Annotated in this window: 17 protein-coding genes; 9 read left to right on the forward strand and 8 right to left on the reverse strand. The window is 64.8% G+C overall.

Annotation, left to right across the window (positions count from 1 at the left end; translation table 11 throughout):
- The 4 genes from P8T11_RS09275 (at position 1) to P8T11_RS09290 (ending at position 2,057) form a co-directional block, all read left to right on the forward strand.
- Positions 1–474: an ArsR/SmtB family transcription factor gene (locus tag P8T11_RS09275; RefSeq protein WP_268082215.1), complete on the forward strand. Its 474-nt coding sequence runs from the start codon at positions 1–3 to the stop codon at positions 472–474.
- Complete coding sequence (locus tag P8T11_RS09280; protein ID WP_268082401.1) at positions 396–824, forward strand: SRPBCC family protein; 429 nt, start codon at positions 396–398, stop codon at positions 822–824. The genes P8T11_RS09275 and P8T11_RS09280 overlap by 79 nt, the downstream gene beginning before the upstream one ends.
- A 116-nt stretch (positions 825–940) precedes the next feature.
- Positions 941–1,642, forward strand: coding sequence for a DUF899 domain-containing protein (locus P8T11_RS09285; protein ID WP_268082214.1), 702 nt, complete (start codon positions 941–943; stop codon positions 1,640–1,642).
- A 46-nt stretch (positions 1,643–1,688) separates the two neighbouring features.
- Entirely contained in the window at positions 1,689–2,057 is a 369-nt protein-coding gene (locus P8T11_RS09290) for a hypothetical protein (RefSeq protein ID WP_268082213.1), read from the forward strand.
- Between the two features lie 92 nt (positions 2,058–2,149).
- Here the strand turns inward: P8T11_RS09290 and P8T11_RS09295 are convergent, their stop codons facing one another.
- The 3 genes from P8T11_RS09295 to P8T11_RS09305 all read right to left on the reverse strand — a co-directional run bounded on the left by P8T11_RS09295 (position 2,150) and on the right by P8T11_RS09305 (position 4,449).
- A complete protein-coding gene (locus P8T11_RS09295) occupies positions 2,150–2,482 on the reverse strand; it encodes a 2Fe-2S iron-sulfur cluster-binding protein (RefSeq protein ID WP_268082212.1) in 333 nt (110 codons plus the stop codon).
- Between the two features lie 24 nt (positions 2,483–2,506).
- Positions 2,507–3,103 (reverse strand): NUDIX domain-containing protein, encoded by a 597-nt coding sequence (locus P8T11_RS09300; RefSeq protein WP_268082211.1) that lies wholly within the window; start codon positions 3,101–3,103, stop codon positions 2,507–2,509.
- A gap of 92 nt (positions 3,104–3,195) precedes the next feature.
- Complete coding sequence (locus tag P8T11_RS09305) at positions 3,196–4,449, reverse strand: Hsp70 family protein (protein ID WP_268082210.1); 1,254 nt, start codon at positions 4,447–4,449, stop codon at positions 3,196–3,198.
- Positions 4,450–4,838: 389 nt separating this feature from the next.
- Between P8T11_RS09305 and P8T11_RS09310 the strand changes: the two genes are divergently transcribed.
- A complete protein-coding gene (locus P8T11_RS09310) occupies positions 4,839–5,459 on the forward strand; it encodes a type VI secretion system-associated protein TagO (RefSeq protein WP_268082209.1) in 621 nt (206 codons plus the stop codon).
- A complete protein-coding gene (locus P8T11_RS09315; RefSeq protein WP_268082208.1) occupies positions 5,447–7,771 on the forward strand; it encodes an ImcF-related family protein in 2,325 nt (774 codons plus the stop codon). The genes P8T11_RS09310 and P8T11_RS09315 overlap by 13 nt, the downstream gene beginning before the upstream one ends.
- A 9-nt stretch (positions 7,772–7,780) precedes the next feature.
- Here the strand turns inward: P8T11_RS09315 and P8T11_RS09320 are convergent, their stop codons facing one another.
- Positions 7,781–8,119, reverse strand: a complete 339-nt coding sequence (locus P8T11_RS09320; RefSeq protein WP_418910315.1) for a hypothetical protein — start codon at positions 8,117–8,119, stop codon at positions 7,781–7,783.
- 210 nt (positions 8,120–8,329) lie between these two features.
- Positions 8,330–8,566 carry a DUF3820 family protein gene (locus P8T11_RS09325; protein WP_268082207.1) on the reverse strand — a complete coding sequence of 79 codons (237 nt, stop codon included), beginning with the start codon at positions 8,564–8,566 and terminating at the stop codon, positions 8,330–8,332.
- 134 nt (positions 8,567–8,700) lie between these two features.
- Between P8T11_RS09325 and P8T11_RS09330 the strand changes: the two genes are divergently transcribed.
- Together P8T11_RS09330 and P8T11_RS09335 are read left to right on the forward strand one after the other, a co-directional pair.
- Positions 8,701–9,126, forward strand: a complete 426-nt coding sequence (locus P8T11_RS09330; RefSeq protein ID WP_268082206.1) for a copper resistance protein NlpE — start codon at positions 8,701–8,703, stop codon at positions 9,124–9,126.
- 72 nt (positions 9,127–9,198) lie between these two features.
- Positions 9,199–9,936, forward strand: a complete 738-nt coding sequence (locus P8T11_RS09335; protein ID WP_268082205.1) for an ABC transporter substrate-binding protein — start codon at positions 9,199–9,201, stop codon at positions 9,934–9,936.
- Positions 9,937–10,011: 75 nt separating this feature from the next.
- On the opposite strand, the gene P8T11_RS09340 is transcribed toward P8T11_RS09335, so the two are convergent.
- Together P8T11_RS09340 and fmdA are read right to left on the reverse strand one after the other, a co-directional pair.
- Positions 10,012–10,344, reverse strand: a complete 333-nt coding sequence (locus P8T11_RS09340) for a zinc ribbon domain-containing protein (RefSeq protein ID WP_268082204.1) — start codon at positions 10,342–10,344, stop codon at positions 10,012–10,014.
- Between the two features lie 11 nt (positions 10,345–10,355).
- On the reverse strand, positions 10,356–11,585 hold the full coding sequence (gene fmdA / locus P8T11_RS09345; RefSeq protein WP_268082203.1) for a formamidase: 1,230 nt from the start codon (positions 11,583–11,585) through the stop codon (positions 10,356–10,358).
- 235 nt (positions 11,586–11,820) lie between these two features.
- Here fmdA and P8T11_RS09350 point away from each other — a divergent pair, with 235 nt between their 5' ends.
- A complete protein-coding gene (locus P8T11_RS09350) occupies positions 11,821–12,189 on the forward strand; it encodes a hypothetical protein (RefSeq protein WP_268082202.1) in 369 nt (122 codons plus the stop codon).
- A 49-nt stretch (positions 12,190–12,238) separates the two neighbouring features.
- Here the strand turns inward: P8T11_RS09350 and P8T11_RS09355 are convergent, their stop codons facing one another.
- Positions 12,239–13,726: an aminotransferase class V-fold PLP-dependent enzyme gene (locus tag P8T11_RS09355; RefSeq protein WP_268082201.1), complete on the reverse strand. Its 1,488-nt coding sequence runs from the start codon at positions 13,724–13,726 to the stop codon at positions 12,239–12,241.
- Positions 13,727–13,776: the final 50 nt, after the last annotated feature.

Here is a 13,776-nt window from a genome sequence, read left to right on the forward strand (position 1 = left end):
ATGGTTAACTTAAACAACGACACGCTGGATAGCGTTTTCTCCGCCCTGGCCGACGGCACCCGCCGCCGCGTCCTGGCGGACCTGGAACAAGGCACCGCGACGGTGAGCGAATTGGCGCGCCCGCACGCCATGTCGCTGCCGGCCTTCCTGAAGCACCTGCGCGTGCTGGAAGACGCGGGCCTGATCGCCCGCGCCAAGGACGGCCGCGTGGTCAGTTGCACGTTATCGCCCGAACCCATGCAGGCGGCATCCGACTGGCTTGCGCGTTACGAGAAGTTCTGGACCGGCCAACTGGATTCGCTGGCCCGCTACCTGTATCACGACGAGGAGATCCACCCATGTCCACCGCCCCCAGCAACAACCGCCCCCCCAACTCCGCCCCCGGCAACACCCCCATCGAGCTCCGGCTTACCCGACGCTTCACCGCCACCGCCGACCGGCTCTGGCGCGCGTGGACCGACCTGCAAGCGCTGATGAAATGGTTTGGCCCCGCCGGCACCCAGCGGGTGCTGCAGGCCGACACCGACGTGCGCGTGGGCGGCGCCTATCAGGTGGGCTTTGTGACTGAAGACGGCCAGGCGCACTACGCCAGCGGCGAGTACCAGGAGGTCGAGCCGCAGCGCCGGCTGGTGTTCACCTGGGCCTGGCGCGATACCCCGGACGACACCTCGCTGATCACCCTTGAATTCACCCCCGTGCAGGGCGGCACCGAGCTGACCTTCCTGCAAACCCCGTTTGTCGACCAAGCCACCCGCGACGGCCACGAAACCGGCTGGGCGGGCGCCATGGACCGGCTCGCGGATCACCTGGCAAGCCCGGTCTGACTTGCCGCTTGCCCCCCCGTGGGTCGCAAGGTCCCCTCGGGCCGAGCGGCCCCCATGCGGATCGCACGCCCCCCCCTTTTCGCGGGCCGCCCGGCCCGTTACCCAGGAGACGCATCATGCACACTGAGCACGCCGTTGTATCCCGCCCCGAATGGGAAGCCGCCCGCGAAGCCCTGCTGGCCCGCGAGAAAGCCCTGACCCACAGCCAGGACGCGCTGGCGCGCGACCGGCTCGCCCTGCCCTGGATGCGGGTCGAAAAACGCTACCAGTTTCAAGGCGAACACGGGCCGCTGGGCCTGGCCGACCTGTTCGGCGGCAACAGCCAGTTGATCATCTATCACTTCATGTATGCGCCCGAATGGGACGAAGGTTGCGTGGGGTGCTCATTCCTGGCCGACCACCTGGACGCCGCGCTGGTGCACCTGCGCCATCACGACGTGACCGTGGTGGCTGTATCGCGCGCGCCGCTGGCCAAATTGAACGCCTTCAAGCGGCGCATGGGCTGGCGCTTCGCCTGGCTGTCTTCCGAAGGCTGCGACTTCAATGGCGACATGCACGCATCGGTGCCCCAAGCCGACGGCAGCATCGAAGACCGGCCCGGCGCCAGCGCCTTTTTCCGTGATCCGGATGGCGACATCTTCCTGACGTATTCCGCCTTTGAACGTGGCGTGGAAAGGTTGGTGGGGGCCTATAACTATCTGGACTTCGCGCCGATGGGCCGCAATGAAAACGGTCCGAACTTCAACTTGGGCGATTGGGTGCGTCATCATGACCAGTACGATCACGCCACCAGCGCGAACTGCCACGCCTGCGGCTAGGCGGCTGCGGGAGATAGCCGGCCCATGGCTTGCCTGTGTAGCGGCCATGCTGATCGGCCTGCTGGTCGACACCCGCCACACGCCCGCCGCCTTGCTGGCCAGCGAATGCGGCGCGCCGGGCGGCTTGCTGGACATGGCGTGGCGGCATGCCGTGCTGATGCCCGCCACCAGCGCCGCCATGGCGCTGGCCGCCCTGGCGCCCTGGCCCGGCGCGCCGCCGTTGACCGAGCGGGTGCTCTGCGCCGGGTTCATGGTCGTCGGCATGATTCTGGGTGCGAGGTTGGGCGTGGCGATGGCGCTGGGCTTGGGCGCGCCGATAGTTGCCGGCCTGGTGCTGGGCATGGCGGCTGGGATGGCGCTTGGATCGGCGGCCGCGCTTTTGCCCCTGGCCCCACTTGGCCGCCGCCGTGATTAGTGGTGCGCTTGGTGGCCCAGGAGGTGGCCCATCCAGTAACGCATCTAGTAACGCATCTAGTGACGCATCTGGTGGCGCATCTACTGACGCTGCTAGCGGCGCGCCCCAGTCAGCGGGCGCACGACCGGCGCGGCGGGTTCTATCGGCGCGGCTAGCGGCGCCTGGATCGTCAGCGCGGACGTGGCCTGCGCCACGCAGGGCAAGATCCAGCCCTCTTCCTTTTCATCCCGCGACAACCCCGGCCAATCCACGCAATACGTCACGGAACCCTCCAGCATCAAGCACATGCAGGCCCGGCAGGTACCGTTGCGGCAAGAACTGGGCAGCTTGATGCCGGCTGCCTGCGCCGCAAGCAACACCGAACTGCCGGCTTCCGCGTCAAAACGCAGGCCCGCTGGTTCGATCAGAATGGAAAATGCGGCCATGACGACGGATGTCCGAACGACGCCCTAGCCGGCGTTGTCCTGCCAGTCCAGCTTCCAGGCGCCCGACAGCACGTTCTGCATCCACAGCACGCAGGTCAGCGTCTTGGCGTCGGTGACTTCGCCCTTGCTGCATGCAGCAAGAAGCTCGGCGGGGTCCGCGCTGATCACATCCAGGAACTCGTCCTGATCCAACTGCCGTGGCCCGGCCCGCAAACCGCGTGCGAAGAAGATGTGGATGATCTCGGTGGAATAGGCGATGGCCAGGTGCAAGGCGCCGGCATGCGCCCACTGGTCGGCGGTGTAGCCGGTTTCTTCAAGCAGTTCGCGCTTGCCGCACACCAGCGGGTCTTCGCCCGGATCCAGCTTGCCCGCGGGAAACTCCGTCATCACGCGGCCAATGGGATAGCGGAACTGGCGTTCAAGCAGCACCCTGCCGTCGTCCAGCAACGGGATCACCACGACAGCGCCCGGATGCACGATGTACTCGCGCGTGGCGGTGTTGCCGTTGGGCAGGCTGACGATGTCGCGGCGAACCTTCAGGAAACTGCCTTCAAACGGCGCTTCGCGGGTCACCAGCGTTTCAACAAGATGCTTATCGCTTTCAGCGGAGGGGCGGGTCATGACGGCGTCTTAGTCTATTGAAAGAGGCAAGCGGCAGGCCGCCCCGGGCAAGCCTTGCAGCTTACCATCGCCGACCGATGCCGGCCGGTGGCTCAATCGAACTTGCGCCTGGCGTCCAGCGCCAGGCCGGCGCCAATGCTGCCGAACAGGTCACCTTCCACACTACGCGCGCCCGGCACCAGCGCCGATACGGTCTCGCGCAAGCGCGGCACGCGGCTGGAGCCGCCCGTGAAGAACACCGTGTCCACATCCGCCGTGGCCACGCCCGCATCGCGCAGCAACGCGCCCACCGTGGTCTCGACCTTTTCGATCAAGCGGCCCACGCAGGCATCGAACGACGGGCGCGTCACGTCCACCGCCAATTCCGGCGCAATCCGCGACAGATCAATGCGTGCCGACGGGTTTTCCGACAGCGCGATCTTGGCCTCTTCCACTTGCACCGCCACCCAGTGGCCGGCGCGCTGCTTCACCAGGTTCAGCAACAGGTCGATCTTGTCGCGGTCGCCGGCTTCGGCACGGATATAGGCGAAATGTTCCGCAGCCTTGCGGGTGTACGCCTGGTTGATGGTGTGCCAGCACGCCAGGTTGCCGTATTGCGTTGACGGCACATCCTTACCGCTGCGCAACTGGCTGCCCAAGCCCAGCAGCGGCATGACGTGCGCCAGGCTCAGTTGCTTGTCAAAGTCCACCCCGCCGATGTGCACCCCGCCATAAGCCAGGATGTCGTCGCGCCGATCGGCCTTGGCGGCGCGGCCCGGCCCCAGGCGGATCAAGGAAAAGTCCGACGTGCCCCCGCCGATGTCGATGACCAGCACCAACTCTTCGCGGTCAATCTGCGATTCATAGTCAAAGGCCGCAGCCAAGGGTTCAAACTGGAATTCGATGTCGGTGAACCCCACGCTGCGCGCGATTTCACCCAGCGTGTCTTGCGCGGTCTGGTCGGCGGCCGTGTTGTCGTCGACGAAGAACACCGGCCGGCCCAGCACCGCCCGCGTGAAATCGCGACCAGCGGCCGTTTCGGCGCGACGCTTCAGTTCGGCGATGAAACGGGTCAAGAGCACGCGAAACGGAATCGAGCGCCCCTGGACTTCGGTGGACCCATCGATCAACGAACTGCCCAGCAGGCTTTTCATCGACCGCATCAAGCGCCCGTCATAACCCGCCAGATAGTCGGAAATCGCGGCGCGGCCATAGCTGACCTCCGCGTCTTCATCGTGGAAAAAAATGGCCGACGGCAAGGTGGTCTTGCCGTCTTCCAGGGCGAGAAGCGCGCGCTGGTCGGGACGGCTCCAGCCTACGGTGGAGTTGGACGTGCCGAAGTCGACGCCGCATGCGGAGGAGATCATGGAGAATTCTGGGGCTGAAAGCAAAACGGCGGACAAGTGTACTCGCTTCGCCAAGGCGGAGGCGTCATGCGCGCTTCAAGGGCATCCGTCCCTTCCACGAAGCGCGTTGCTGCGCTTGACTTGCCGCGCCGTCGCAATAGGACGAATTCGAAAATCGAAAAACATTCGTCAACACGCGCAATGGCGCTTGGAATTTGCCGCAGTTCACACCGCTTTCTGATTCTTCCTATGGATAAAAACGAAGTGGCATGGTCTTGTTGCTGATTACCACTTTGTTCGAAAGTGTGCGAATCATGATCGCAGGATGTCTTTCACTGCCTGAACATCCTCAAAAGTACGTAGGCGCGCCGCTGCCAGGCGTGAAATCTGGACGGGGAGGAACACACTTCATGAAACCCGCAGCTACCCTGCTTATGCTGTTGATGACCGCGCCAGCCAGCCACGCCGCGCTGGCCGCCGATACCGCTTTGCGCCACTGCACACAACTCATCTCCAACGTCGAGCGGCTGGCATGCTTTGACGCCGCCATGGGCACACCCCCATCAGCGCGCCCGTCGGACCTCATCCGGCAGAACGAATCGTCGCGGCCCGAGGGCGACTCGACGTTCATGCTGACCGAGTCAAACGAGCCTCCTGCCGGGCAACAGCGCGTTGTGATGTCGGCGCCGGCGCTGAACACGCAGCCGCCCATCTATTTGGCAATCACCTGCCTGTCCAACATCTCTCGCCTGCAGTTGCTGGCGGATCGGCCCTTCGCGCGCCACCAGATGACGGTCCAGCTTTATATGGATGATCGGCCTTTGTCCGCCGCCCGCCCGTGGCGCGTGCTGCCCGAAGGCAACGTGGCCGACGCCGGACGCGGCCTGGTCGCCATTGATCAGTTGCGGCCTTTCGTGGCAGGGGAGCGCCTGCGGGTGGAGAGCGACTACGCGCTGTTCAACGGCTTGACCTTCAACGCCAGCGGCTTGCAAGTGCTGTTGTCGCGCCAACGCGAGGCATGCCATTGGTGACCCGCCATGTCATGCGCAACATTGAAGCCTTGCTGGCGCCGTTGCGGCGCAGGCGCAGGGTGCGCTTCGGCATCGCCGCGCTGGTTGGCCTGCTGATGGCCGGGTGCTGGTATCACACCCATCGCGTGAACCGACCGCTAGCAATGCCGGTGCCGGAAAAGAACCCGGGGTTCAGCCTTGGCAAGATCGACGGCGGCGACGCATCCGGCCGCAAGCTCTTGCAGCCGCTGGACCAGATTCGCGGCGCCGTCGCCGCGGTCAGAGACTACCGCCTGGCTTGGCCCGTCCTCTCGGAACTGGGCTTCTACCAAGGCCACAAGATCGAGTCGACAGTGGACGACGCGTACGTGCAGTGGTTGTCCAGGCGCTTTCTGCCGGAACTGGCAAACGGCGTCATGAACGCCATCAATGGCGCGCCTTCCGGCAGCAACCAGCAACTGGCGGCGCTGCGCGTCTACCGCATGATCGAAGACCGTCAGAACCGCCGCCCCCCCATTGTGGAAGACTGGATGAAGCAGCAATGGCAAGCGGCTTTTCCCGGCCAACGGTGGGTGCAGAACGCGCTGATGCGCCACCTGGACTACGCCATGAAGCATGCCGATGCCGAACTGCCGCGCAACCAGGCACGCATTGCCGAGGTGCAGCAGCGCCTGCGGCAGGTTCCCATGCCGCAGCGCGTCTACATGACGATGCGCGAGCAGGCCGGCAAGATCCTGCATTCGCCGTTGGACCTGCGCAATGAAGTCGGCCCCGCGTTCGACATCGTCTACAAGGATCCCAGTGCAACATCGGGGCAGAGCGGTGCATCAACCCGCATCGATCCCTTATTGACGGCGGCCGGGTATCACGGCTATTTCGTGGCGCATGGCAAGGAATACGTCGACCTGGCCATGATCGACCGCTGGACGCTGGGCGAACGCCAGAGGATTGATCCCTCAGAGGCAGACAAACAGGTGTTGGCCGAGCGGGTGCGCGCGCTGTACCGCAGCGACTACATCAATACCTGGCAACGGGGCCTGAACCAGCTTGAGGTCGTCGACTTCAACGACCTGAACCAGGCCCTAACCGTATTGGGCACGGTGATCAGCCCCGCGGCGCCGCTGCGCCGGCTGGTCGAAACCGTGCGCGACAACGCCGGACCCATGGCGGCCATCGCCCGGCCCTTCGCGCCCTTGGCCGATCTGCTGGTGGCCAAGGGCGACAAGCCGTCCTACCTGGACGAAAGCATGGCCGCCATCGGCCGTGTCCACGACACCCTGAAGACCGTGCACGACAGCCCCGATCCCGGCAAGGCCGCGCTTGCGCTGGTGCTGGACCGCTTTGCGCTCAAGGGCGTGGACCCGATCAGCAACTTGCAGCGCATGGCCGTCGGCTTGCCCGAGCCCTTGAACCGGCAGGTGAAGAAACTGGCCGACGAATCATCGCAAGTGCTGTTGATCGAAGCCCTGAAAGAGCTTGAGCGTCGCTGGGAGACGGACGTGTACCGCTACTACCAGGAACGCCTGGCCGGCCGTTACCCGTTCAACCCGAATAGCCGCATCGACGCATCGCTTGAGGATTTCACCGCGCTGTTCGGGCCGCAAGGCAGGCTGGCGCAGTTCAAGGAGCAATACCTGAAACTGTTCTTCGACGACAACCTCGAGGCCCTGTATTCAGAGCGCCGCGGCGGTTATCTGGTACGGATGGATGTGCTGGCGCAGCTTGAGGCCGCCGACCGCATCCGCGACGCCTTCTTCAACAACCGGGGCGCACTGGGCGTGCAGTTCAGTATCCAGCCCCTGGGGCTGACGTCCAGCCGCCGCAGCAGCGTCCTCAGCGTGGAAGGCCAGTTGATCAGCTACAGCCATGGCGCCAGCAACAGCGTGGGGCTGATCTGGCCGAACAACCTGGGCGACTCCACGGAAAGCCGCATCACGCTGGTCAGCGCGACCGGCACCAGCAGCGGCCTGGCGTATCGCGGATCGTGGTCGATGTTTCGCTTGCTGAGCCAGGCGCGGCTGGACAGCGCAACGGCCAATAGCGTTGATTTGAGTTTCTCGGCAAACGACGGCGCCATGCGCTACCGGATCACCGCCGAAAAAGCCAACAACCCGTTCACGCAAGCCAGCTTCAACGGCTTTGCGCTGCCCGACACCTTGCTGGCCGAAGCGTCCAAACCCAAGCCCGCCAAGCCCGAACCGGCCGCGGCGCCCCCGGCTCGTCCCCAAGCGCCGGCCTTCAAGGGCCCGCCCCGATCGCCACCGAAGGCCGGCGCGGCGGAACCCAGGCTGGCTGATGAGCCAAACGTCTTGCCGCACCATGCGCCCGCCTGACGCGCCGCGCTACTGCTGGCGGCGCTGCTCCAGCTCTTTCAGGCACTGCGCCACGCCGGCCTGCATCTGCGCGTTGGACACCGCGGCGCGGTCGGACACTTCGCGGCAGCGGACGTATTGGGCCTGGCTTTCCGCCGAATCGCGAATCACCACGGGGCCGGAGCCTGGCGCGGGGGTGACCGTCATGCGCAGAGTCGACGGCGGCGACTGGCTGCCATCCTTGGACGGCTGGCTGGGAAACTGCATTTCCTGCGTGGCCGGCACGGCATTCTGCGCATGCGAAACGCTCATGACTCCCAAGGCGCACACCGCGGCAAGCAGGCAAGCCGGAACGGAATATTTCTTCATAAAGACCTCTCTCTTGAATGGGCTGGCGCCCAAGGGCGGCGAGCTTTCCGCGCCAGGCATCTGGAAGCGCGTAGCGTGGCATGCCCCCAGGGGCGCGCCGCTTATCGTAGCGCCGCCCACCCCCACCCGGCGTGCCAAGACGCAACCACCAACAGCAGAGATGTTTCTCGCGGTTTCTTGCGGCCTGCCTGCGTGGCCAAGGCGGGCAGGCTATCGCTTGGGCGCCACGCCCGGCCGCGAGGCACGCAGCGGCGCCAACAAGGACGACAGACCGTTGTGGTCCAGTTCATGCATCAACGCCAGCAGGCGGCCCAGTTCCCCGGGCGGAAAGCCCTTGCGCGCAAACCATGCCAGGTACGGGCCGGGCAGATCGGCGATCAGGCGCCCCTTGTACTTGCCGAACGGCATGTCGCGGGTCACCAGCAGATTGAGCAGTTCGGGATCCATGGCGCGCAGTCTACCTCAGCCCATTACCAGAGTGCCGCCCGCATGCCAAGGCGTCGCTGCGCACCTTACATCCCGTTTCAGCAGACCCCATTTACTGTCCGTATCGTGAACCCGTTTATCAACAGGAGCTCGCCATGATGAAAACCACCCTGACCTGCACCCTGAGCCTTGCCTTGCTTGCCGGCTGCGCCCCCTTCTCGTCGCCTGACGCGCGCGACACGCCGGCCGATGGCCACACGGCGCGCAATGCGCTGGACTGGCCAGGCAGCTATGAAGGCACCCTGCCCTGCGCCGATTGCCCCGGCATCAAGACGCGGCTGACCTTGATGAAGGACGACCGCTATGAACGCCAGACCCAGTACCTGGACCGCGAGCCGCAACCGGAAATCGTTACCGGCACGTTCAGCTGGGAATCAGACGGCAGCACCATCCGGCTGGACGCCTCGGGCGATAGCCAGCGCTACTTCGTCGCCGAAAACCAGGTGATCATGCTGTACCGCGACGGCACCCGCCCCACCGGCCCCTTGGCCTCTTACTACGTCCTGCGCCGCGCGCAATGATTCCGTTCCGGCTATTCTTGAGGCGAACCGCGCCCTGGCACCCCACCCCGGCGCCCCACCCTCAAGGAAGCCATGAAGACCGACCACGAGTTGCTTTCCGCTTTTGCCCCCACCGGCACGCTTCGCGCGTCCATCAATCTGGGCAACCCCATCCTGGCGAACACCGACCCGGCCACTGGCCAGCCCGGCGGCGTGTCGGTCGACCTGGCCACCGAACTGGCGCGGCGCCTGGACGTCAAGCTGGATCTGGTGGTGTTCAAGTCAGCCGGCGAATCCGTCAATGCCGTGGCCACGGAACAGGCGGACGTGGGCTTTTTTGCCATCGACCCGCTGCGTGGCGAGCAGATCGCATTCACCGCCCCCTATGTCGTCATCGAAGGCGCGTACCTGGTGCGCCAGGACTCGCCGGTCACGGCCATGGACCAGGTCGATAACGAGGGCGTGCGCGTGGTGGTCGGCAAAGGCAGCGCCTACGACCTGTACCTGACGCGCGAGTTGAAGCAAGCCGAGATTTTCCGCGCCCCGACCTCGCCTGCCGTCGTCGACACTTTCCTGCAGCAAAACCTGGAAGTGGCGGCAGGCGTAAAGCAACAACTGGAAGCCGATGCCGCGCGCCTGGGCGGGCTGCGCCTCTTGGACGGCCACTTCATGCTGATCCGCCAGGCCATGGGCGTGCCCAAGAGCCGTGGCGACAAGGCCAGCGCGTACTTGGCCGCCTTTGTTGAAGCCATGAAGAAATCCGGGTTCGTGGCTGAGGCCCTGGCGCGCCACAAGATCCAAGGCGCTGCCGTGGCGCCAGCCCAAGCCTGAAGCCAGCCACGCGCAAACAAAAAGCGCCGGCCGATGTCGCCATCGGCCGGCGCGTTGTCCGTCACCCAAACTTCCTCAATGGCTGATCATCCAGGGTCTTGCGCCCGCGAATGATTTCGCGCCGTCGGCACTGGTGCGCGTCTTGCCTGATGCGCGCCCGCCCCCACAACAACCGCAGTTCATGCCATGCCCCGACCGCGAACTGCGCGGCTCGTTCGCGCTGCGTTCGTTCACGGCACGCGCCCGGTTCACGGCGGACGACAGCGCCGAGATCGCCGGCGCCCCGCTGATGATGCGGCCCGACGCGGCGCCGCATTGCGGGCAGGCCGCCGGATCGCGCCAGTGCGCCAGCGGCCGCAAGGCGGCAAATTCGCCGCATGCGCCGCAGGAATAGTCATACATGGGCATCGCGGCTCTCCTTAGCGATCGCGCGAGAGCGGCATGTCCACCCCGCCCTGGATGTGCTTGACCGGCCCCGACGCCGAGGGCTGGATGTCAAAGTCGAAGATCTCGGTGGGCAGCCACAGCGTGGCGCAAGAATTGGGAATGTCCACCACCCCGCTGATATGGCCCTGCACCGGCGCGCAGCCCAAGAGCGAATACGCCTGTGCGCCGGAATAGCCGAATTTCTTCAGGTATTCGATGGCGTTCAGGCACGCCTGCCGATAGGCCACGTTCACGTCCAGGTAGTGCTGCTTGCCTTCTTCGTCGACCGAGATGCCTTCGAAGATCAGGTAGTCCTTGTAGGCGGGCGTGATGGGGCTGGGCTTGAAGATGGGATTCTTGATGGCGTATTTTTCCATGCCGCCCTTGATGAGCGACACGCGCATATGCACCCAGCCCGCCATTTCGATGGCGCCGCAGAAGGTGATCTCGCCATCGCCTTGCGAGAAGTGCAGGTCACCCACCGACAGGCCGCCACCCTGGACGTAGACCGGAAAGAACACGCGCGCCCCGCGTGACAGGTCCTTGATGTCGCAGTTGCCGCCGTGCTCGCGGGGCGGCACGGTACGTGCGCCTTCGGCTGCTGCACGGTCACGGTCTGCGCCTTGCAAGGCGCCCATGTGGGCCGTCTTGGGCGCGGGCGGATTGGCCAGCGGCGGCACGCGATTGGGGTTGGTGTCGATCAGCGCCTGTTCGCGCCGGTTCCAGGTATCCAGCAGCTTTTTATCGGGCAGGCAGCCGATCAGGCCGGGATGGATCAGGCCCGCGAAATTGACGCCCGGAATATGGCGTGACGACGTGAACATGCCGTGGAAATCCCAGATGGATTTTTGCGCATGCGGGAAGTGCTCGGTCAGGAAGCCGCCACCGTTGTTGCGGCTGAAAAAGCCATTGAACCCCCACAGGCTGTCGGGCTTGGCGCCGATGTCCAGCAGGTCAACCACCAGCAAGTCACCGGGCTCCGCGCCTTCCACGCCCACCGGGCCGGAAAGAAAGTGGACGGTGGACAGATCCACGTCGCGCACATCGTCGGCGCTGTCGTCGTTCTTGATCGCGCCGCCCGTCCAGTCATAGGTTTCCAATACGAAATCGTCGCCGGGCTTGACCCACACGGCCATCGGAATATCCGGGTGCCAACGGTTGTGGATGTGCGTGTTTTCGTAAGGGGACTGGTCCAGATCGACCTTGATGAGGGGTGTGGTCATTCTCTTTCATCTCCAACGTGACGTGTTGATAAAACAGAACTTCAGCCGGAAGGCAGGCGCCCGATACCGTTGCGGCTCGGGTCTTTTGAATCAGGGAACCGTGGTCGATGGTAGACCGGTTCCCGCGAATCGCCATACTGGTTTTCCATGCAGTGTCAGGCACGCGGCGCAACATGTCCGCGCACGCTTTTCGCACCAGTTATGATGCACGCCACGCCACACCAGAGTTTTTCGCATGGCAGCAAAGCACCGTCGGCCACTGGCCATTTGTTTGATCCTCGCGGCCTGCGCCGCCGCGCCTGCGCGCGCCGACAGCGACTGTGTTGCCCGCATCGACGCGGCAGAGGCCAGCTTGAAGCGCAAGCAAGACGTACAGCGCACGCATGAAGCGGCCAACAATCTGGAGCTGAACCGGGATCTTTGCCAGGGCCGCCTGGACTTGCTGGATGCGCGCTACGCGCTTAGCGATGATTTCGAAGCGTGCCGCCGCCAGGGTGCGGCCTTTTCGGACGCCGTCGTGCGCAGGCTGACCCAGGCGTCCGAGGAACTCGCCGACATGAAAACCGCCTGGATCCGGACCTGCGCCAGGCAGATGCAAGACTGAGGACTGGCGCCGCCACGCCACGGACAGGCGTGGCAACACCCTGCCCTCATCAGATGGACATTTCCATCTCGCTGTGTTGCGGGAAGAAGATGGCGCGGCTGGGATCGAAGCCATAGCGCGTTTCGAATTGGCAGGCGTCATTCGCCAGCGCCAGGACCGACTCAAGAATGAAGTCGGCCTTTTCATCCGACAGCAACACGCTGAAGTTCAGCCTGACAAAACCGGGCTTTTCGATTTCGCGGCCATCCAGAATGGCTTGGCGCATCTGCCGCGACTGGGCGGGGTCAATGTCCAGCAGCCGATGCACGTACGGCCCCGCGCATGCGCAGCCGCCACGCGCCTGGATGCCGAAGCGGTCGCTGAGCAGGCGGGTCACCAGTTGCTGATGCACGAATCCGCCCTGGCTATTGCGCACGCGGAACGAAAAGATGGGCAAACGATTGGCGCTAAGCGAGCCCAGCAATTCCAACTGCTCTGAACCCTTCCAAGCGGCCAGCGCGCGCTGGACGAAGTGCGCGTTGCGCTGGCGCATGAAATCGGCGCCCAGCGCGTCCTTCACCAACAAGACCAGCGCCGCGCGGATATCGCCCACCACGTTCGGCGTACCCGCTTCTTCGCGCGATTCCAGGCTGCCGCTGTAATCATGGCCCTCGGGCGACACGAATTTGACGGTGCCACCGCCCGGCCAGGTCGGCGTGGTGTCGAGCACCGCGTCGCGCCGTACGATCAGCACACCCGATGCGCCCGGCCCGCCGATGAACTTGTGCGGTGAAAAAACAATGGCGTCGATCTGCGCGTCCGTGGCGGGCGACATCTGGATGGGCAAGTAAGGCGCGCCGCCCGCGTAGTCCCACAGCATTTTCGCACCCGCCGCCTTGACCTGCCGGGTGATGCCGGCCACGTCCGCCACGATGCCGGTCACGTTGGACGCGGCCGACAAGGCGCAGATCACCAGCGTGCCGGCGGGCGCGGCCAGCGCCGCATCCAACGCCGCCAGATCCGGGCCGCCTTGCGCGCTTTCAGGCACTTCGACGATGTCCGCGCCGCATTCGCGCCACGGCAGAATATTCGAGTGATGTTCGTACGGGCCGATGATGACGCGAACGTTCTTGCCCGCCGCCACCGCCGCATCCACGCCGAACAGATGTACCAGGCGATTGATGCCCGCCGTTGCGCCCGACCCCGCAAAAATCACCGCGTGCGCGTCGCTGGCGCCACAGCACCGGGCGATCACGGCGCGGGCCTCACGGCGCAAGCGCGTGATGAAGCCGCCGCAGTAGGACGCTTCGGTGTGGGAATTGGCGTAGTACGGCAGCACCTGTTCCAGGACAAAGCGCTCGACCTGCATCAGCGCGCGGCCGGATGCAACGTAGTCGGCGTAGACCAGGGGCTTGCGGCCAAAGGGGCCGTCGATAAAGGCATCCTTGCCGATCAGGCCGTCGGCAAGCGCAGCGGCGATATCGCCGGTTTTCAAGCTGTCTTGAAACTGCTGCAACGGTCCTGCGGAGTCGGAGGCCGTGGCGGTAAACGTAGTCATGATGGTCTTCCAAGTGATCCGAAATATCATACGATGGAAGCCAACAACGA

The organism is Achromobacter spanius (assembly GCF_029637605.1).
Taxonomy (GTDB): Bacteria; Pseudomonadota; Gammaproteobacteria; order Burkholderiales; family Burkholderiaceae_B; genus Achromobacter; species Achromobacter spanius_E.

Bases quoted from the DNA above. Each gene is read 5' to 3' on its own strand.
- P8T11_RS09330 (WP_268082206.1), top strand. From the start codon at position 8,701: ATGATGAAAACCACCCTGACCTGCACCCTGAGCCTTGCCTTGCTTGCC.
- P8T11_RS09350 (WP_268082202.1), top strand. From the start codon at position 11,821: ATGGCAGCAAAGCACCGTCGGCCACTGGCCATTTGTTTGATCCTCGCG.
- P8T11_RS09285 (WP_268082214.1), top strand. From the start codon at position 941: ATGCACACTGAGCACGCCGTTGTATCCCGCCCCGAATGGGAAGCCGCC.
- P8T11_RS09295 (WP_268082212.1), bottom strand. From the start codon at position 2,482: ATGGCCGCATTTTCCATTCTGATCGAACCAGCGGGCCTGCGTTTTGAC.
- P8T11_RS09320 (WP_418910315.1), bottom strand. From the start codon at position 8,119: ATGAAGAAATATTCCGTTCCGGCTTGCCTGCTTGCCGCGGTGTGCGCC.
- P8T11_RS09340 (WP_268082204.1), bottom strand. From the start codon at position 10,344: ATGCCCATGTATGACTATTCCTGCGGCGCATGCGGCGAATTTGCCGCC.
- P8T11_RS09355 (WP_268082201.1), bottom strand. From the start codon at position 13,726: ATGACTACGTTTACCGCCACGGCCTCCGACTCCGCAGGACCGTTGCAG.
- P8T11_RS09325 (WP_268082207.1), bottom strand. From the start codon at position 8,566: ATGGATCCCGAACTGCTCAATCTGCTGGTGACCCGCGACATGCCGTTC.
- P8T11_RS09310 (WP_268082209.1), top strand. From the start codon at position 4,839: ATGAAACCCGCAGCTACCCTGCTTATGCTGTTGATGACCGCGCCAGCC.
- P8T11_RS09300 (WP_268082211.1), bottom strand. From the start codon at position 3,103: ATGACCCGCCCCTCCGCTGAAAGCGATAAGCATCTTGTTGAAACGCTG.
- P8T11_RS09335 (WP_268082205.1), top strand. From the start codon at position 9,199: ATGAAGACCGACCACGAGTTGCTTTCCGCTTTTGCCCCCACCGGCACG.
- P8T11_RS09305 (WP_268082210.1), bottom strand. From the start codon at position 4,449: ATGATCTCCTCCGCATGCGGCGTCGACTTCGGCACGTCCAACTCCACC.
- fmdA (WP_268082203.1), bottom strand. From the start codon at position 11,585: ATGACCACACCCCTCATCAAGGTCGATCTGGACCAGTCCCCTTACGAA.
- P8T11_RS09290 (WP_268082213.1), top strand. From the start codon at position 1,689: ATGCTGATCGGCCTGCTGGTCGACACCCGCCACACGCCCGCCGCCTTG.
- P8T11_RS09315 (WP_268082208.1), top strand. From the start codon at position 5,447: ATGCCATTGGTGACCCGCCATGTCATGCGCAACATTGAAGCCTTGCTG.
- P8T11_RS09275 (WP_268082215.1), top strand. From the start codon at position 1: ATGGTTAACTTAAACAACGACACGCTGGATAGCGTTTTCTCCGCCCTG.